Source organism: Microbacterium sp. Bi121 (genome assembly GCF_918698005.1).
Classification (GTDB): Bacteria; Actinomycetota; Actinomycetes; order Actinomycetales; family Microbacteriaceae; genus Microbacterium.
On record NZ_CAKKLJ010000002.1, the window covers coordinates 448,934 to 466,092 of the forward strand.

The window sequence follows — 17,159 nt, forward strand, 5'->3', positions numbered from 1 at the left end:
ATGATCTCACGCGCGATCTCGGGAGCGCGCTGGGCACCTTGCCCGGCGCGCCCCGAGGTCAGCTCAGCGCTTCGCGCGGCGGGATGCCCGAACCGCGATCACTAGGGCGGCGATGCCGGCGAGCAGCCCGGCTGAGCCGAGGACGATGCCGACGGCGGGTGCGGGGTCGGCGGTGTCGGTGGTCGCTTCGGCGCCGGCATCCGTGGTCTGCGCGTGGTCGCCGTGACCGGTCTCCGAGCCGGCATCCGTCACCGTGACGACAGGAGCCGGCGACTCGAGGTCATGCGGGTCCTGACCCTCATCCGCGATCTCGACCCACTCGTTCACACCGGTCTCGCATCGCTGTTCGACGGGGAAGGCGAGCGTCTCCGGCGCATCCTCGCCGACTCGGACGGCCATCGTGACCGCGCCGCGCAGGTCGTGGGCGACGGGTTCGGTGGCCGTGTACGTGACTGCGGAGACGAGACCGTTGTCTGCACGCTCGACGTCGATGTCCCACATGGCGTCGATCGTGGGCGAGACGGAGGTGAGCCCCTCGGGCATCGTGATGCGCAGGGCGGCGGTGGGGGAGTTCTCGCAGCCGTGCGTGAACGAGAACGTGAGGACGGCGGAGCCCTCCGGTGTCACCGTGTCGGGGGTGACACCCACGTGCGCCTGGGCTGCGGCGGCTGGGACGAGGACGAGGCCTGCGGCGAGGGCGGCGATCAGTGCGCCGCGACGGGTCTTCAGCATGGTTTCTCCTTGAACGTGTGCAGAGTCGTCTCTGCGTGCGGGCGCGCCGATGGCGCGCGGAATCCGCGGTGTATGAGTGGCACGTGTGCGCCGATAGCCGCCGAAAGCGGTTCTCAGACGCAGGAGAGCGTTGGGGGTCCTCGGCGTCGCACGTCGCCGACGAGGATCGTCGAGACGAAGACGCGGGTCGTGTCCGCGATCGATGCCGGCACCGGCCAGTCCGCGTGCGGTTGAAGGGCCCGGCGGCGCAGCACGGCTCGCACCCACCGGTGGATCGCGCGCAGCACGGTCTCGCCGCGCCACAGCAGCGCGGTCGTCAGGACGGCGGCGACGACGTGGGCGCCGAGCATCGCGGTGTCGGGGGCGGCGGCTTCTTCAGCCGAACCGAGCGTCTCCACGAATACGAGACTCAGCGTGTGCTGGTGACCCGCATTCGCGACGGCCGGGGTGACGGTCGCGTTCAACGCGACGAACAGAACGTGGAAGACGCTCTGCGACAGCAGCACGACGGCGCTGAGACGCACGATGCTGGCGCGCCGGCCGATCAGCAGGGCGGCGATCGGGGTGAGGAACACGCTCAGCGCGGCGATCAGCAACGGGTGCGGTGCCGCGCCGCCGCCGACCGTGTGCGATACGGCGGCGATGATCGTCGCGACAGAGGCGGCGGCTGCTCCACGCAGGAGTCGCAGCTGCCGGGAGGTCACCCCCTCAGCCTACTGCGGGCACCCCGGTTGCTCGTGCGGCGGATTCCTAGTTCGCTGGCAGTAGTTTTGGGGAGTGGAAATCCTCCTCTACATCCTCGGCATCGTGTTCATGCTGATCGGCCTCGGACTGTCGATCGGGTTGCACGAGATCGGGCATCTCGTCCCGGCGAAGCTGTTCGGTGTGCGGGTGGGTCAGTACATGATCGGATTCGGGCCCCGACTCTGGTCCAAGCGCATCGGCGAGACCGAGTACGGCTTCAAGGCTCTGCCGGTCGGCGGCTTCATCTCGATGTCGGGCATGTATCCGGCATCCGACGGCAAGCAGGTGCGAGGGCTCTTCGCGTCGCTGGTCCAGGATGCTCGGACCGCGAACGACGAGACGATCGCGGAGGGTGCCGAGGAGCGCGTGTTCTACCGGTTGCCGGTCTGGAAGCGGATCATCGTCATGCTCGGCGGCCCGGTGATGAATCTGGTTCTCGCTGCAGTGATCTTCACGATCCTGGCATCCGGGATCGGTCTGCAGCAGGGCACGACGACGATCGCCAGTGTGACGGAGTGTGTTCTGCCGGCCGGGACCACGCAGACCGAGTGCGAACCGGGCGATCCGGCATCCCCCGCTGCTGAGGCCGGCATCGTGCCGGGTGATGTGCTCGTCTCGATCGACGGTCAGCCAGTATCGGATTTCGCCGACGCGACGGAGATCGTGCAGGCGTCGCCGGGGAAGACCCTCGACCTCGTGGTCTCGCGCGACGGCGGGCAGCAGCACCTGTCGATCACTCCGATCGCTGCGAAACGAGAGCTGACGGACGCCGGGGGACAGCCGCGGCTGGATGCGAACGGCCAGCAGATCGTCGCGGAGGTCGGGTATGTCGGCATGGGCGCGCAGATGGGATTCGTACCGCAGCCCATCGGCACAGGTGCGGAGCTGACCGGCCAGAACGTCGCACGCGTGGGTGAGCTGATCGTTCAGCTGCCGGTGAAGCTCTGGGACGTCGGCGTCTCCCTCGTCACCGGATCCGATCGTGACCCGGACGGCCCCCTGAGCGTCGTCGGCGTCGGGCGCCTCGCCGGCGAGGTCGCCGCGACGGATGCTCCGATCCTGAACCGCTTCGTCGTGCTGCTGAGCCTCCTCGGCTCGCTGAACGTCGCACTCTTCGTGTTCAACCTCATCCCGCTGCTGCCGCTGGACGGGGGGCACGTCGCGGTGGCGCTGTGGGACGGCATCCGGCGCGCGTGGGCGCAGCTGTTCCGTCGCCCGCCGCCCGTACCAGTGGATGCGACCAGGCTCGTGCCGCTCACGGTCGTCGTCGCCGTCGTGCTGATCGCGATGGGCGCGCTGTTGATGATCGCCGACGTCGTGAACCCGGTGAACCTGTTCCAGTAGTCAGGTGCGCAGTAGTCAGCCGAGCGCGTGCGCGATCAGCCGCTCGAGGGTGCGGATGCCGTCGCGCGACAGGATCGACTCGAGGTGTCCCTGGACGCTGGCGAAGCGCTCGCCGCGCAGGGCGTACACGTCGCCGGTGACGGGGTCGGCTGAGACCGCCGCCGCTCCCACCCGCTCCGTGCCGGGGGCGACTCGGGCGGTGAATGTGTTGTAGAAGCCGATCGAGGCATCCTCTCCGAAGATCGGGACGGTCTTCTGCAGTCCCTGATGCGGACTGCTCAGCGGTACGAGATCGATGCCCAGCGAATCCGCGAGGATCTGATGGCTGAGGCACACCGCCAGCAGTGGGCGGCCCTGGTGGTTCCGGCGCGTCACGATCTCGCGCATACGCGAGATGCGCGGCGAAACCACGTCCCGCGGGTCGCCGGGACCGGGCCCGGCGACGACGAGCTCGGCCGCGTTGACATCGGCATCCTGCACCTCGCTCCACGGCACGATCCTGGCGTCGAGCCCCAGGTGTCGCAGCTGGTGGGCGAGCATGGTGGTGAAGCGGTCCTCGGCGTCGATCACCAGTGCGCTCCGGCCGGCGAACGGGCCGGAAGCGCCGTCGCCCTGCGGGTTGATCCAGAACTCGGCCAGGCGCGAGTTGCGCGAGGCGAGCAGTTCGGCCACCTCGGGGTCGTCCGCGAGCGTCACCGGAGCGGCATCCGGCTGGTCCGGGTCGGCCGTCGTCTCCGCCACCGTGTCGCGGGGGATCGCGCCGATGGCGCCGAGGACGCCGGCGGCCTTGCCGTGCGTCTCGCTGACCTCGCCGTACGGGTCGGAGTGACGCACGAGCGTGGCGCCGACGGGAACGCGGAGGCGGCCGTTCTCGAGATAGACGGTGCGGATGAGGATCGGCGCGTCGACGTCGTGCCCGCCCTCGACGTTGGGGGTGAAGAGGGCTGCGACGCCGGAGTAGTAGCCGCGCGGGCTGGTTTCGTGCCGCCGGATCACGGCGCACGCGTTCTGCATCGGTGAGCCCGTGACGGTCGGGGCGAACATCGTCTCGCGGAGGATGTCGCGCGGGTCGAGGCGACTGCGGCCGCGCAACATGTACTCGGTGTGCGTGAGGCGCGACATCTGCTTCAGGTGCGGGCCGGTGATGCGGCCGCCGTCCGAGCAGACGGCGCTCATCATCTTGAGCTCCTCGTCCACGACCATGAAGAGCTCTTCGGTCTCCTTGGTGGAGGAGAGGAATCCGATCAGCGTCTCCTTCGTCGCGCCGCCCGCGGGGTGGCGGAAGGTTCCGGAGATCGGGTTCATGGTGACGATCCCGTCGCGGGCGACGACGTGGGCCTCGGGACTCGCACCCACGGCGATGTACCCGGGCGTGACGACCGCGAACGTCCAGTACGCTCCGCGCTCGTGTTCGAGCAGGGCGCGGAACCAGGTGAGGGCGGCCCGTCGTTCGTCGGCATCCACTGTCGCGGTGTAGTCGCGGCGGATGACGAAGTTCGCGCCCTCGCCTCGTCCGATCTCGTCGGAGATGACGCGGGTGACGATCTCGGCGTAGTCGTCGTCGCTGATGTCGAACCCGGCGTCTGTCAGGGGCACGGGTTCGGCGGGCAGGGCGGCGAGCGCCTCCCTGATCGGGAGGTGCCGGTGATCGTCGACCATCAGGCAGCGCAGGGGAGTGCCGTCGTCCACGGCGTCGAAGCCGCGCTCGCGCACCTGCCGGTACGGGACCATCGCGAACACTTCGCGGGCGATGCCGTCGCGGGTGAGCGGGATGTCGCCGAGCAGGTCGACGTCGTGGATCTGCCCGGTGAGGATCTCGACGGTCTGCGCGCCGTCGCGGGCGATCAGCACGAAGGAGGCGTCCGGGTCGTCGGCGAGCGCGGCGAGCAGGGGTTCGGTCATCGATGTCTCCTGTGGAGTGCTCCGGCTCGGACATACGAAAAGACCGCCCCGGAGGCGGTCTGGATTCGAGTATCTGCGAACGCACCGCCTAGAAGGCGGGCCACCAGGTGATCGTTCGCATGCGCTGAAACTATCACAGTGCTGGGTGGCATCCAGCCCCTGTCGATGAGAGCCGCGTAACCTTGAGTCGTGCCTGCAGTCAATCTTGGGATGCCGAGCGTCCCCGAAGTCCTGAGCCCTCGTCGCAAGTCCCGTCAGATCAAGGTCGGCAAGGTGCTGGTCGGCGGTGACGCGCCTGTCAGCGTCCAGTCGATGACGACGACCAAGACGACCGACATCAATGGGACGCTTCAGCAGATAGCCGAGCTGACTGCATCCGGTTGCGAGATCGTGCGCGTGGCTGTGCCGCATCAGGACGATGCCGACGCGCTGAAGATCATCGCGATGAAGAGTCAGATCCCGGTGATCGCCGACATCCACTTCCAGCCCCGCTACATCTACACCGCTATCGACGCCGGCTGCGGCGCCGTGCGCGTGAACCCGGGCAACATCCGGGAGTTCGACGGCAACGTCGGCAAGATCGCGGCGGCGGCCAAGGCTGCCGGCGTCTCGCTGCGCATCGGCGTCAACGCCGGCTCGCTCGACAAGAGGATCCTCCAGAAGTACGGCAAGGCGACCGCTGAGGCGCTCGTCGAGAGCGCCGTCTGGGAGGCATCGCTGTTCGAGGAGCACGACTTCCACGACTTCAAGATCTCGGTCAAGCACAACGACCCGATCGTCATGGTCAAGGCCTATCGCCAGCTCGCCGAGCGGGGCGACTGGCCGCTGCACCTCGGCGTCACAGAGGCCGGGCCCGCGTTCCAGGGCACGATCAAGTCGGCCACGGCCTTCGGCATCCTGCTCTCGGAGGGCATCGGCGACACGATCCGCGTCTCGCTGTCGGCGCCTCCTGCGGAGGAGGTCAAGGTGGGCCACCAGATCCTGCAATCGCTGAACCTGCGCGAGCGCAAGCTCGAGATCGTGTCGTGCCCGTCGTGCGGCCGCGCACAGGTCGACGTGTACTCGCTTGCCGATTCGGTGACCGAGGGGCTCAAGGACGTCACCGTTCCCCTGCGCGTCGCCGTCATGGGCTGTGTGGTCAACGGTCCCGGCGAGGCGCGCGAGGCCGACCTCGGAGTGGCTTCCGGCAACGGCAAGGGGCAGATCTTCGTCAAGGGCGAGGTCATCAAGACCGTCCCCGAGGCAGACATCGTCGCCACCCTCATCGAGGAGGCGAACCGCATCGCCGACGAGATGGGACCGGACGCAAAGCCGGGCACCGCTCAGGTGATCACAGCCTGATGCGCTCCACGAACGTCACTTTCCCCGCAGGGTCTCTCACCGGGGATGCCGAAGTGCTTCTGGTCGACCGTGCGGCGTCGATCGTCATCGTCGATGCGACACCCTTCCACCCGGTGGACCACACCTGGCCGGACCAACCGGGCGATTCCGGCGCGATCGTCGCCGGTGATCACCGGATGCCGGTGGCAGAAGCCGTCATGGCGGCCGTGAGCGACGAGGGTCTGCTGGCCATCGGAGCCGATATTCCCGTCAAGCGGGGCGGTGAGGGCTGGACCTGGCTGGTCGGTCACCGTGTCGACGGCGACATCCCGATTGACGTCGCCCCGGGGCATCGTGTCGCGCTCGAGGTGGATGCTGACACCCGTGCGGGTCTCAGCCGCGGGCACACGGCCTGCCATCTCGCCTCACTAGCTCTGGACGCCGCGCTCGCCGATCTGTGGCGCAAGGAGGTCGGCGTCGACCCGCTGGGCAACCCAGACTTCGAGGGCCGGGCGAATCAGTCCAGCCGGATCCAAGCGAACGGCAGCGTTGACGAGTACCGGCTCGGCAAGAGCCTGCGCAAGGCTGGGTTCGACACCGAGGGGTTGGCCGCGTCGCTCGGCGAGCGTGTGGCTCGCATCAACGAGCTGCTCGCCGGGTGGGTCGACGCCGGCTCCGCGAGCCGGATCGATGTCGACGGCCCGACGATCGTCGACCTCAGGCGCTGGGTGTGCGAGCTGCCCAACGGCGAGGTCTCCTTCCCGTGCGGCGGCACGCATGTGCGCTCGCTCGCCGAGTTCGCGTCGATCTCCGTGTCGTTGGATCTCTCCGACCCTCAGCTTCTCGTGATGACGACGTCGGTGGTGCCGTCCGAGTAGGCAGCAGCCCTCACGCCCGCTTCTCATCAGGCGGCTTCGCGTTCAGGCGGCCTCCGGCCGGAATCGTTTCGGCGGTGGGTCTATTCCCGCCCACGCATACGCGAGAACCGCACGAGGTCTCAGTTCATGCTCTTCGCCGGAACGATGTCGGAGGCGGAACTCCTCGGTGCCGTCGCGCAGGATGCGCCACTGCCCGTGATGCGGCTCCATATGGTGGAACCGGCACAGCAGGATCCCGCGATCGATGTCTGTTCTGCCGCCCTCCGAGAACGGATCGATGTGGTGCGCGGCGAATCCGTGGATCACCGCTTCCGCAGCACCCTCCGGGGTCGGGGGCTCGCCGAGGCCGCGCCGGATCGCATCGTGCTGCTGATTCGAGATCACTCGCTTGAACAGGGCTGTTCGCAGCGGTTCGTCCCAGCGTGCGGGAGCAGCGGCATCCATGTGAATCGCATTCTCGTCTGCCCCGTCGCCGGGGCGCTCGCCATCGGGCGATTCGCCAGGTGATGGTGTCTCTTCCTCGGCGTCGAGAAGGGATTCGCCGACGCGGCTCTGGCGCACAGCATCCGCTCGAGAGGTTCCGGTGATGTCCTGGATGAGGGAGGTCGCGTTGCGGTGCCCGTGCGTCTGGGCGAGCCCGGAGTGACCGGCTTCTCGCCGGGAGCGCCGAGAGATCACGCCGGATGCCACCAGGCTCATCTGCTCCACTGCCTGAACGATCTCATTCGCCTCCCGGAGGACCGAGATCACGGATTCGTCCGCGAGGGATTCGATGCGGTCGGGCAGTTCTTCGGCCTCGGCGCACTCGCCGACGAGATCGCGCATCGCGCTGATCCTGTCGGTGATGTCGGTGAAGAAGGCCATGACTCATGTTCTCGCAGACCACCGACATTCGAAGAAGAATTCGACATCGCAGCGCGCTGACACGGGTGGCGAATGCCCAACACTCGGCATTCCGCGCTAGGTTGCCCCGATGAAGTGGATTCTCTACGACATCGGCGGCGTCCTCGAACTCGTCGACGATCACACCTGGCCGCAACGACTGGAGGAGAGCTGGAGCGATCGCCTCGGCATCCCCGTCGATGAACTGCGTGACCGCTTGGATGCCGCAGACCTTCCTGACACGACGGTGCAGGCGGGCGTCGCGGGGGAGTACTGGCGGAAATTCGGCATCGCCCTGGACATCGACGACGCGGAAGTCGCCGCGATGCGGGAACAGATGTGGGACGCCTACTGCGGCGAGGCGAACATCCAACTCCTCGATCACGCGCGCTCTCTGACGGGGCGCGCGGGTCTGGCGATCCTGTCGAACTCCGGCGATGGCGCGCGCGAGGAGGAGGAACGGCGTTTCGGCTTCTCATCGATCTTCGATCCGATCTGCTACAGCCACGAGCAGGGTGCGGCGAAGCCGGATGCCGGCGCATACGAAGCCGCGCTCGACAGGATGGGCGCGTCCCCGGAGCAGGTCCTCTTCATCGACGACAACGAAGGTCCGAAGCGCGGCGCCGAGCGGTGCGGCATCCGTGCTGTTCTGCATCGAGATAACGTCTCGACGATCGCCGCGATCGAGGACTTCCTGGCGGAATGACCCGTGCCGATACCCTCATGACTGTGAGGATGCACGACGACGAGGTGTCCATCGACGACGGGACCCTCAGGAAACTGGTCGACGATCAGTTCCCGCAGTGGCGCTCGATGCCGATCCGACGCGTCGCCGGTTCGGGCACCGTGAACGCGATCTTCCGCATCGGGGAGGATCACGCCGCGCGTCTCCCGCTCACCGGGGACGATCCGGATGCCGCGGCCGAGACGCTGCGCCGCGAGGCCGCTGCGCTCGCCGCGTTCGCCGGTGCCTCTCCGTTCTCGGCTCCCCGCCCTGTCGCGCTCGGACAGCCGGGCGCCGGCTACCCGCTGCCGTGGTCGGTTCAGACGTGGATCCCCGGCATTGTCGCGACACCGGATGCCGTCTCGCATTCGCCGGAGTTCGCCACGGACCTGGCAACGCTCATCCGCGCCGTGCGCGCGACGGACACCGGGGGGCGCGGATTCTCCGGCGTCGGTCGTGGTGGGAACCTGCAGGACGCGGACGAGTGGATGGACCTCTGCTTCACGAAGAGCACGGGACTGCTCCCGGTCGACGATCTGCGCGCCCTCTGGGAGGAACTGCGAGAGCTGCCCGATCCGGGCGCGCTCGCGATGACCCACGGCGACCTGATCCCCGGCAACCTCCTCATCGAGAACGGCCGACTCGTCGGCGTCCTAGACGGCGGCGCCTTCGGTCCGGCCGACCCATCCCTCGACCTCGTGGCGGCCTGGCATCTGCTCGAGGCCGATGCGCGTGCCGTGCTCCGTGCGGACCTGGGATCCGACGACCTCGAGTGGAACAGGGGCAGAGCGTGGGCGTTCCAGCAGGCCATGGGTCTGGTCTGGTACTACGCGGACTCCAATCCGACGATGAGCGCTCTCGGGCGCAGCACGCTGCGACGGATCCTCGACGAGGACGAGATGGGCGACTAGCGGGCGTCAGAACTCCGACAGAATCTCGGCCAGCATCCGATGTCCCTGGGCCTCGAACTCGACGTCACCCACTGCGAAGGCCCAGCACGCGGTGCCGACGGCTTCCTGTAGGCGCTCCAGCCGCCACTGGTTGCGCTCACGCGGATCGTTCCCATACCCCGCGAAGAATGCGGACTCCAGATCGGGGCGGTTGCGCCACTGCTTCGCCGCGAGCCGAGTGAGATCCGTCGCCGCGGGACGGAATCCGAATCGCCCGAAGTCGATGACGCGCACGACATCGCCGTCGATCAGCCAGTTCCGCGGCTGCCAGTCACCGTGGGTGGGCACCACGGCCGCCGAGGTGAGGCAGGAGGACAGCAGGATGCGCCGGGCTTCAGCCGAAGCCTCGGCGTCCAGACGGTTCGGCTTGTCGAGCCAGGACAGGGCCCGCGCGATCGTTCGCGTCCAGTACTCCGCGTCCTCCCGGGTCTCCTGCTCGTGCAGTCGGCGCAGGAGTGCGCCCGCCTGCTCGTACGCCGCTGGCTGCTGTTCAGCATCAGTGCCTTCCAGTAACTGGCCGGGCAGATGGTCGAGAATCATGACGCGCAGATCCGCGTCCGCCGCGCGCAGTCTCGCGGCATGTCCGGAGGCGACGAGCGGCCCGGTGTGCCTCGGATGGGCGGACAGCTCCCGAGCGATGTGGTGGTTGTTCGCATCCCCGGCCTTCACGACCACGTCGCCTGCACTTGTGCGCACGTGGAGCACGATCGATTCGACGAGGTTCCATGACATGTCGCGGACGACTTCGGCGGTTCCCAAGTGTTCGAGCGCCCATGCCTGCTGCACAGGCGAGAGTCGGCCCCATTCGCTCACAGCGCGAACTCCACCTCGCCCTTCGCGATATCCGCGGACACGACCGTCAACGTCACGGTGTCGCCCGGCTTCGTGCCCGCAGGAACGGGGGCGGATGCCGCCACAGCCGGATCCGCGATCTGGATGCCGGCGCGCTCGCCGCCGTCACGGATCTCGATGATGGTCGCCTGGATGGTCTTGCCGATCAGCGGACGAAGAAGCGCCGCCTCCACGCGGTTGACCGTGTCTGCGTTCAACCGCGATGCCCGCTGCGACGACTCCTGCATGAGATCCGGCAGGTCGTTCAGCGACTCGCGTGCCCACGCGGGCACCTCCGAGCCCTCTGAGATCGCGAGGCAGATCGCCAGGGACCAGCGGTCGACGAGGCGTCGCAGGGGAGCGGTGGCATGTGCATACGGGGCGGCGATGGCCGCCTGCTCGATGCCTGAGGGGACGGAGCCGTCGAAGCTCACGTAGCCGGCGCCGCGGAACAGGGAAGCCGCGGCCTCCAGCACGGGCAGCGTCAGCGGGTCGTCGCGGTCGAGGCTGCGCAGGTACTCTCCGTACTCACCGGTCGTCCACGGCCTGCCGAGCGCTTCGGTCTGACGGCGGAAGGCATCGAATGCCTGCTCGTCGGGCGCGGGCATCGTGCGCAGCACGCCGACCTTTGCGTCGACCATGAGTTCGGCGGCCGCCATCCCGGTCATGAGGGAGAGCTGCGCGTTCCACTCCTCGACCGGCAGCGGGGTTCCGCGGACGATCGAGTAGGTGCCGTCCGCACTCTGAACGACCTCCTCGTCGGGCATGTTCAGGCTCGCGCCTCCGCGCTCCTGCTCCTTCGCGATCCGCAGTTCGCCGATCTCGCGCAGCAGTGACGCGGGGGAGTCCTCCCCACGATCGAGCGCAGCCTGGGTGGTGACGTAGTCGAGTTGTGCGCGTGAGCGGATCAGAGCGCGTTCCAGGCGGAACGCCGAGACCGACCCGTCAGAGGTGAGATCGAACGTCCACACCAGAGCGGGGCGATCCACATCCGGCAGCAGGGACGCGTGATCCTCGCTGAGGATCGGCGGATGCAGCGGGATGCGCCCGTCCGCGGCGTAGAGTGTCTGCCCGCGCTCACGAGCGGCGGCATCCACAGCTCCGCCCGGGGCGACGAACGCCGGCACGTCAGCGATCGCATAACGCACGACGTAGCCCGTGCCGTTCTTCGACAGATGGAACGCCTGATCGAGATCCTTCGCGCCCGCCGGGTCCAGAGTCGCGAACGCCACGCCGCGCAGATCGAGTTCGGGTGCCGGTGGGGACGCCGCCGCAGCCTCGGCCTCGGCCTCGACGGAGAACTCGCGAGGCGCATCCAACCCGGTGCGCAGTGCCGCGAGCGCGGCGGCGAGCTCGCTCTGGGCAGCGGACGGGGCGACATGGGCGCGACGCTGAGGCATGACCCCACCCTAATTCCCGCCCTGCAGCGTGCGAACAGGGCTAGCGTGAAGCCATGACCGTTGCAGAGAAGGCAAGCACCCTCCGTTCGCTCTACGCCGCCCCCGAGATCCTCCGGGTCGTCAACATCTGGGACTCCGTCTCGGCCAAGGCCGTCGCAGCCCTCCCCGAGACCACTGCGCTCGCCACCGCCGGCCACTCGATCGCCGCTACCTTCGGCTACGCCGATGGGCAGATTCCGCGCGATCTCATGATCGACATGGTCGGCATCATCGCGGCATCCACCGACCTCCCCGTCAGCGCGGACCTCGACGATGCGTACGGCGACGCGGGGGAGACCACCCGCCTCGCCATCGGCGCAGGCATCGTCGGCGCCAATGTCGAGGACCGTCTGAAGCCCCTCGGCGAATCCGTAGCGGTCGTCGAATCGATCGTCAAGGCAGCAGAGGCCGAAGGAATCCCCTTCGCCCTCAACGCACGTACCGACGCGTTCGTGCGTGCGGGAGAACGGCCGATCGATGAGAGCATCAAGGACGCGATCGAGCGAGGTCGTGCCTTCCTCGACGCCGGCGCGACCTGTGTCTTCATCCCCGGCATCCTGAATGCGGACGTCACGACCCAACTCGTCGACGGCATCGGCCGCGGCAAGATCAGCGTGATCGGCCTGCCGGGTGCGCTCACCGCGTCCGAGTACGAGGCTCTCGGCGTCGCCCGCATCTCGTACGGTCCGATGATCCAGCGCGTCGCCCTCACCGCCGTGCAGGATGTCGCAACCAGCCTGTATGCCGACGGCGTGATCCCGGAGGGCACGCGCGCCCTGAACTGACCGTACGGATCGTGTGATCACGCGTCACTAGACTTGACGCGTGGTCACACGTCTATCGAACTTCTTCCTCCGCACGCTCCGCGAAGACCCGGCCGGCGCCGAGATCGCCAGCCACAAGCTGCTGATCCGCGCCGGATACATCCGACCGCAGGCAGCAGGTATCTTCGCCTGGCTGCCGCTGGGCCTCAAGGTCAAGGCGAAGATCGAGGCCGTCGTCCGTGAGGAGATGGCTGACGCCGGCGCGCAGGAAGTCCACTTCCCGGCGCTCATGCCGCGCGAGGCGTACGCCGCAACCGGGCGCTGGGACGAGTACGGCGATCTGCTGTTCCGACTCCAGGATCGCAAGGGCGGCGACTACCTGCTCGCACCGACGCACGAAGAGGCCTTCACGCTGCTCGTGAAGGACCTGTACTCGTCGTACAAGGACCTGCCGCTGACGATCTTCCAGATCCAGGACAAATACCGCGACGAGGCGCGCCCGCGCGCAGGCCTGCTCCGCGGTCGCGAGTTCACGATGAAGGACGCGTATTCGTTCGACGCATCCGATGCCGGCCTCGACACGAGTTACATGGCTCAGCGCGACGCCTATGAGCGCATCTTCCAGCGCCTCGGGCTCGAGTACGCGATCGTGCAGGCGGATGCCGGCGCCATGGGCGGTTCGCGCTCCGAGGAGTTCCTGCACCCGACGCCCGTCGGCGAGGACACGTTCGTGCGCAGCGAGGGCGGGTACGCCGCCAACGTCGAAGCGTTCACGACAGCGGTTCCGGATGCCGTCCCCTTCGATGACGCGCCTGAGGCTGTGGTCTTCGACTCCCCGAACACCCCGACGATCGAAACGCTCGTCGCGCACTCGAACGCGGTCCTCGACCGTGAGGTCACCGCGGCGGACACGCTCAAGAACGTCGTGCTGGCGCTGACCCATCTCGACGGCACCCGCGAACTCGTCGTCGTCGGCATCCCCGGCGACCGCGAGGTCGACGACAAACGCGCCGAAGTCGCCTTCGCGCCCGCCGAGGTGTCCACGGCGACGCCCGACGACTTCGAGGCGAATCCGCTGCTCGTGAAGGGGTACATCGGACCCTGGTCGCCGACCGGAGCCGTCCTCGGCGAAGAGTCCGCCACCGGTATCCGCTACCTCGTGGATCCCCGCGTCGCCGACGGCACGCAGTGGATCACGGGCGCCAACATCGATCAGAAGCACGCGCACACGGTCATCGCCGGTCGCGACTTCATCGCCGACGGCATCGTCGAGATCGCGAACGTCCGCGACGGCGACCCCGCCCCCGACGGCTCCGGCCCTGTCTCGCTCGCGCGCGGCATGGAGATCGGACACGTCTTCCAGCTCGGCCGCAAGTACGCCGAGGCGCTGGGGCTCAAGGTGCTCGACGAGAACGGCAAGCTCGTGACCGTGACGATGGGCTCGTACGGCATCGGCGTCACCCGCATCCTCGCGATAATCGCCGAGCTCAACAACGACGAGCGGGGCCTGATCTGGCCGGCATCCGTCGCGCCGTTCGACGTTCACGTCGTGGCCGCAGGACGCGACCAGGTCGCCTTCGACGTCGCAGCGCAGGCGTCGGCCGACCTCGAGGCGGCAGGCCTCGACGTGCTCTACGACGACCGCCCGAAGGTGTCGCCCGGTGTGAAGTTCGGCGACGCCGAGCTCGTCGGCATCCCGCGGGTGCTCGTCGTCGGCCGTGGCGCCGCCGACGGCCAGGTCGAGCTCTGGGACCGCCGCTCCGGGGAGCGCGAGAGCCTCGCGCTCGCTGACGCCGTCGCACGACTGACACGCTGATCATGACGGACGGGCAGCACGACGCACTGAACGAGGCCATCGAGCGAATCATGGCTGAGACGGACGTGGCTGCGAACCGCTCGCTGATCCGAAGGATCGTGCGCACCGGCATTCAGCTCGGCGAAGACGGCACGGAACGGCTCAACCTCAAGATCGCGTCTGCGGCGCTGGCCGAGATGCGCGACGCCTTCCGGCTGTTCCAGCCCTACGCGGACGTCCCCAAGGTGACCGTGTTCGGTTCGGCGCGAACACGGCAGGACGATCCGCTGTACAGCCAAGCCCGATCCGTCGCCGAGGCGCTCGCCCAACGAGGTTGGATGGTCGTGACGGGCGCGGGGCCCGGGATCATGCAGGCCGCAGCAGAGGGCGCGGGAGAGAGGATGGCACTCGGAGTCTCGATCCGCCTGCCGTTCGAGGAGAAGCCCAGCGCGGTGATCGCCGATGAGACCCACTCGGTCGAGATGAAGTACTTCTTCACGCGCAAGCTCATGCTGGTCAAGGAGTCCACGGGTTTCATCTGCCTGCCAGGCGGCTTCGGCACGCTGGACGAGATGTTCGAGCTGCTCACGCTGCAGCAGACCGGCAAGGCCGAGCCCATGCCGATCGTGCTGCTCGACGAACCGGGTGGTACGTTCTGGCGCGGCCTCGAGCGGTTCATCATCGACACGCTGATTCCCGCAGGCGTCATCTCGCCCGACGACTTCGAGCGCGTGCTCGTGACCGACTCCGCCGAAGACGCAGTGACCGAGATCACCGGCTTCTGGCACAACTACGACTCGCTGCGCTGGGTCGACGACCTGCTGGTGCTTCGACTGAAGAACCAGCCCACGGATGCCGAGATCGAGCGCCTCAACGAGGAATTCTCATCGATCGTCGCCGAGGGGCGCATCGAGCGCTCCGGAGCCCTGCCCGTCGAACGTGCGGACAACGATCGAATCGAGCTCCCGCGTCTGGCTCTGCATCTCGGTCAGCGCGAGGTGGGGGGCCTTTACCGGCTCATCGACGCGATCAATCTTCTGGGGTCGGCCCGCGGCTGACAGCTCTCGCGCGGAGCGGGTATCGTTGTACGGATGCCGCGCGTGCACGATGCCGCGGCGAAGAGCTGAATACGGAGGCCGTCATGGACATTGAACTCGGGCTGTTACGAGGGATCGAGAAGGAGAAGGGGATTCCCTTCGACGAACTCGTCACGATCATTCAGCAGGCCATCCTGACCGCTTACGGCAAGCACGTCTCCGCTGACGGCGCGGTTCCGGCCGGTGCGCGAGTCGATCTCGACAGCAAGACCGGTCACGTGACCGTCATGCAGCCCGTCACCGACGACGAGGGCGCCGTGATCGGCGAAGAGGATGCCACCCCCGACGACTTCGGCCGCATCGCCGCGTTCGCCGCGAAGCAGGTCATCAGCCAGCGTCTGCGCGATATCGCCGACGACGCCGTTCTCGGCGAGTTCCGCGGCAAGGAGGGCGACATCGTCGCCGGCGTCATCCAGCAGGGACCGAACCCGCGGATGATCCACGTCGACCTCGGCAGCGTCGAGGCGATCCTGCCGCCGGAGGAGCAGGTGCCGGGCGAGGAGTACGCTCACGGTTCGCGTCTGCGCGTCTACGTGACCAGCGTCGCCAAGGGTCTCAAGGGACCGCAGATCACGGTCTCGCGCACACACCCCGGTCTGGTGCGCAAGCTGTTCGCGCTCGAGGTTCCCGAGATCGCGGCCGGTCTCGTCGAGATCGTGTCGCTGGCGCGCGAGGCCGGCCACAGGACCAAGATCGCCGTGAAGGCCAACGACCCGTCGATCAACGCCAAGGGCGCGTGCATCGGAGAGCTCGGGCGCCGCGTCCGCGCTGTGACGGAGGAGCTCGCCGGCGAGAAGATCGACATCGTCGACCACGACGGCGACCTCGCGACCTTCGTCGCGCACGCGCTGTCGCCCGCGAAGGTGACGAGCGCATTCGTGCTGGATGCGAACACCAAGGCGGTCCGCGCTCTGGTGCCCGACTACCAGCTGTCGCTGGCGATCGGCAAGGAGGGCCAGAACGCCCGCCTCGCGGCCAAGCTCACCGGCGCCAAGATCGACATCCAGCCCGACAGCATCTTGGACTGACGTCCGCGTCGCGGAGTCGTCACCCAGCGGTGCGGTGTAGGATGGATCCCGTACGGACATGCGTCGGCTGTCGCATGCGTGCTTCCCGATCTGCTCTTCTCAGAGTGGTGGCATCCCCAGACGCTCTCATCTTCGATGATCGCGCTGTGATGCCGGGGAGGGGCGCGTGGGTGCATCCGACGCGAGAGTGCCTGGAGAACGCCGTACGGCGCCGGGCCTTCGCACGAGCACTACGCGTGCCGGCATCCATCGGATTCTCCGAGGCCGCCGTCTCGCAGACCATCGAACAGCACCTTCCGCAGAACAAAGGCTGAACGGCTATGGAAACAAAGTGAACGGCTCGAAATGAGACCCGTCCGCGACTAGTGGTCTGCCCTGTCTGGGCAGACCGACCCAGACAGGAGAATTGTGGCTGGTAAACCACGCGTACATGAGATCGCCGCTGAACTCGGCGTCGACAGCAAGGTCGCACTTGCAAAACTGAAGGAGCTCGGCGAGTTCGTCAAGAGCCCCTCGTCGACGATCGAGCCGCCGGTGGCTCGCAAGCTCCGTGCTGCCATCGAGGCGGACGGCGCGATCAAGCCCAAGGCGGACGAGAAGCCGGCGGCGAAGCCCGCGGCCTCCTCGTCTGCGGCCAAGCCCGGCCCCAAGGCGCCGACCCCTGGCCCCAAGCCCGGGCCGAAGCCGGCAGCCGAAAAGCCCGCCGCTGAGGCACCCGCTGCCCCGGAG

17 protein-coding genes are annotated in these 17,159 nt (G+C 67.9%); 11 read left to right on the plus strand and 6 right to left on the minus strand.

Features of this window, described 5'->3' with window-relative positions; all coding sequences use genetic code 11:
* Positions 1-63: 63 nt before the first annotated feature.
* Positions 64-732 (minus strand): YcnI family protein, encoded by a 669-nt coding sequence (locus LQZ87_RS04800; protein ID WP_230102309.1) that lies wholly within the window; start codon positions 730-732, stop codon positions 64-66.
* 113 nt (positions 733-845) lie between these two features.
* Positions 846-1,436, minus strand: coding sequence for a hypothetical protein (locus LQZ87_RS04805; RefSeq protein WP_230102310.1), 591 nt, complete (start codon positions 1,434-1,436; stop codon positions 846-848).
* Positions 1,437-1,509: 73 nt separating this feature from the next.
* On the opposite strand from LQZ87_RS04805, the gene LQZ87_RS04810 reads away from it, so the two are divergent.
* On the plus strand, positions 1,510-2,820 hold the full coding sequence (locus tag LQZ87_RS04810) for a site-2 protease family protein (RefSeq protein WP_230102311.1): 1,311 nt from the start codon (positions 1,510-1,512) through the stop codon (positions 2,818-2,820).
* 15 nt (positions 2,821-2,835) lie between these two features.
* Here LQZ87_RS04810 and LQZ87_RS04815 read toward each other — a convergent pair whose 3' ends face one another.
* Entirely contained in the window at positions 2,836-4,722 is a 1,887-nt protein-coding gene (locus LQZ87_RS04815; protein WP_230102312.1) for a chorismate-binding protein, read from the minus strand.
* Positions 4,723-4,932: 210 nt separating this feature from the next.
* Here LQZ87_RS04815 and ispG point away from each other — a divergent pair, with 210 nt between their 5' ends.
* A complete protein-coding gene (gene ispG / locus LQZ87_RS04820) occupies positions 4,933-6,063 on the plus strand; it encodes a flavodoxin-dependent (E)-4-hydroxy-3-methylbut-2-enyl-diphosphate synthase (protein WP_230102348.1) in 1,131 nt (376 codons plus the stop codon).
* Positions 6,063-6,920: a hypothetical protein gene (locus LQZ87_RS04825; RefSeq protein ID WP_230102313.1), complete on the plus strand. Its 858-nt coding sequence runs from the start codon at positions 6,063-6,065 to the stop codon at positions 6,918-6,920. The genes ispG and LQZ87_RS04825 overlap by 1 nt, the downstream gene beginning before the upstream one ends.
* A gap of 42 nt (positions 6,921-6,962) precedes the next feature.
* Here the strand turns inward: LQZ87_RS04825 and LQZ87_RS04830 are convergent, their stop codons facing one another.
* Entirely contained in the window at positions 6,963-7,784 is an 822-nt protein-coding gene (locus tag LQZ87_RS04830) for an HNH endonuclease signature motif containing protein (protein ID WP_230102314.1), read from the minus strand.
* A 109-nt stretch (positions 7,785-7,893) separates the two neighbouring features.
* Between LQZ87_RS04830 and LQZ87_RS04835 the strand changes: the two genes are divergently transcribed.
* Complete coding sequence (locus LQZ87_RS04835) at positions 7,894-8,508, plus strand: HAD family hydrolase (RefSeq protein WP_230102315.1); 615 nt, start codon at positions 7,894-7,896, stop codon at positions 8,506-8,508.
* A 29-nt stretch (positions 8,509-8,537) separates the two neighbouring features.
* Positions 8,538-9,437, plus strand: a complete 900-nt coding sequence (locus LQZ87_RS04840) for an aminoglycoside phosphotransferase family protein (RefSeq protein ID WP_230102349.1) — start codon at positions 8,538-8,540, stop codon at positions 9,435-9,437.
* A gap of 6 nt (positions 9,438-9,443) precedes the next feature.
* Here LQZ87_RS04840 and LQZ87_RS04845 read toward each other — a convergent pair whose 3' ends face one another.
* A complete protein-coding gene (locus LQZ87_RS04845; RefSeq protein ID WP_230102316.1) occupies positions 9,444-10,289 on the minus strand; it encodes an aminoglycoside phosphotransferase family protein in 846 nt (281 codons plus the stop codon).
* The gene (locus LQZ87_RS04850; protein ID WP_230102317.1) at positions 10,286-11,707 is read right to left on the minus strand and encodes an RNB domain-containing ribonuclease; all 1,422 of its coding nucleotides are present in this window, start codon (positions 11,705-11,707) and stop codon (positions 10,286-10,288) included. Before LQZ87_RS04850 ends, LQZ87_RS04845 begins: the two co-directional genes overlap by 4 nt.
* Before the next feature lie 53 nt (positions 11,708-11,760).
* On the opposite strand from LQZ87_RS04850, the gene LQZ87_RS04855 reads away from it, so the two are divergent.
* The 6 genes from LQZ87_RS04855 to LQZ87_RS04880 all read left to right on the plus strand — a co-directional run.
* Positions 11,761-12,531, plus strand: a complete 771-nt coding sequence (locus LQZ87_RS04855) for an isocitrate lyase/phosphoenolpyruvate mutase family protein (protein ID WP_230102318.1) — start codon at positions 11,761-11,763, stop codon at positions 12,529-12,531.
* A 40-nt stretch (positions 12,532-12,571) separates the two neighbouring features.
* The gene (locus LQZ87_RS04860; protein ID WP_230102319.1) at positions 12,572-14,326 is read left to right on the plus strand and encodes a proline--tRNA ligase; all 1,755 of its coding nucleotides are present in this window, start codon (positions 12,572-12,574) and stop codon (positions 14,324-14,326) included.
* 50 nt (positions 14,327-14,376) lie between these two features.
* A complete protein-coding gene (locus LQZ87_RS04865) occupies positions 14,377-15,363 on the plus strand; it encodes a TIGR00730 family Rossman fold protein (protein ID WP_230102320.1) in 987 nt (328 codons plus the stop codon).
* An 83-nt stretch (positions 15,364-15,446) separates the two neighbouring features.
* Positions 15,447-16,430, plus strand: a complete 984-nt coding sequence (gene nusA / locus LQZ87_RS04870) for a transcription termination factor NusA (protein ID WP_230102321.1) — start codon at positions 15,447-15,449, stop codon at positions 16,428-16,430.
* A gap of 41 nt (positions 16,431-16,471) precedes the next feature.
* Complete coding sequence (locus LQZ87_RS04875) at positions 16,472-16,744, plus strand: YlxR family protein (RefSeq protein WP_230102322.1); 273 nt, start codon at positions 16,472-16,474, stop codon at positions 16,742-16,744.
* A gap of 94 nt (positions 16,745-16,838) precedes the next feature.
* Positions 16,839-17,159 (plus strand): translation initiation factor IF-2 N-terminal domain-containing protein (locus LQZ87_RS04880; protein ID WP_230102323.1); only part of this gene is annotated, 321 nt, incomplete at its 3' end.

What these genes read in the sequence shown, in the direction of transcription:
- LQZ87_RS04850 (WP_230102317.1), bottom strand. Translation starts at nt 11,707, where the DNA reads ATGCCTCAGCGTCGCGCCCATGTCGCCCCGTCCGCTGCCCAGAGCGAG.
- LQZ87_RS04835 (WP_230102315.1), top strand. Translation starts at nt 7,894, where the DNA reads ATGAAGTGGATTCTCTACGACATCGGCGGCGTCCTCGAACTCGTCGAC.
- LQZ87_RS04855 (WP_230102318.1), top strand. Translation starts at nt 11,761, where the DNA reads ATGACCGTTGCAGAGAAGGCAAGCACCCTCCGTTCGCTCTACGCCGCC.
- LQZ87_RS04875 (WP_230102322.1), top strand. Translation starts at nt 16,472, where the DNA reads ATGGATCCCGTACGGACATGCGTCGGCTGTCGCATGCGTGCTTCCCGA.
- ispG (WP_230102348.1), top strand. Translation starts at nt 4,933, where the DNA reads ATGCCGAGCGTCCCCGAAGTCCTGAGCCCTCGTCGCAAGTCCCGTCAG.
- LQZ87_RS04815 (WP_230102312.1), bottom strand. Translation starts at nt 4,722, where the DNA reads ATGACCGAACCCCTGCTCGCCGCGCTCGCCGACGACCCGGACGCCTCC.
- LQZ87_RS04825 (WP_230102313.1), top strand. Translation starts at nt 6,063, where the DNA reads ATGCGCTCCACGAACGTCACTTTCCCCGCAGGGTCTCTCACCGGGGAT.
- LQZ87_RS04800 (WP_230102309.1), bottom strand. Translation starts at nt 732, where the DNA reads ATGCTGAAGACCCGTCGCGGCGCACTGATCGCCGCCCTCGCCGCAGGC.
- LQZ87_RS04830 (WP_230102314.1), bottom strand. Translation starts at nt 7,784, where the DNA reads ATGGCCTTCTTCACCGACATCACCGACAGGATCAGCGCGATGCGCGAT.
- nusA (WP_230102321.1), top strand. Translation starts at nt 15,447, where the DNA reads ATGGACATTGAACTCGGGCTGTTACGAGGGATCGAGAAGGAGAAGGGG.
- LQZ87_RS04840 (WP_230102349.1), top strand. Translation starts at nt 8,538, where the DNA reads ATGCACGACGACGAGGTGTCCATCGACGACGGGACCCTCAGGAAACTG.
- LQZ87_RS04865 (WP_230102320.1), top strand. Translation starts at nt 14,377, where the DNA reads ATGGCTGAGACGGACGTGGCTGCGAACCGCTCGCTGATCCGAAGGATC.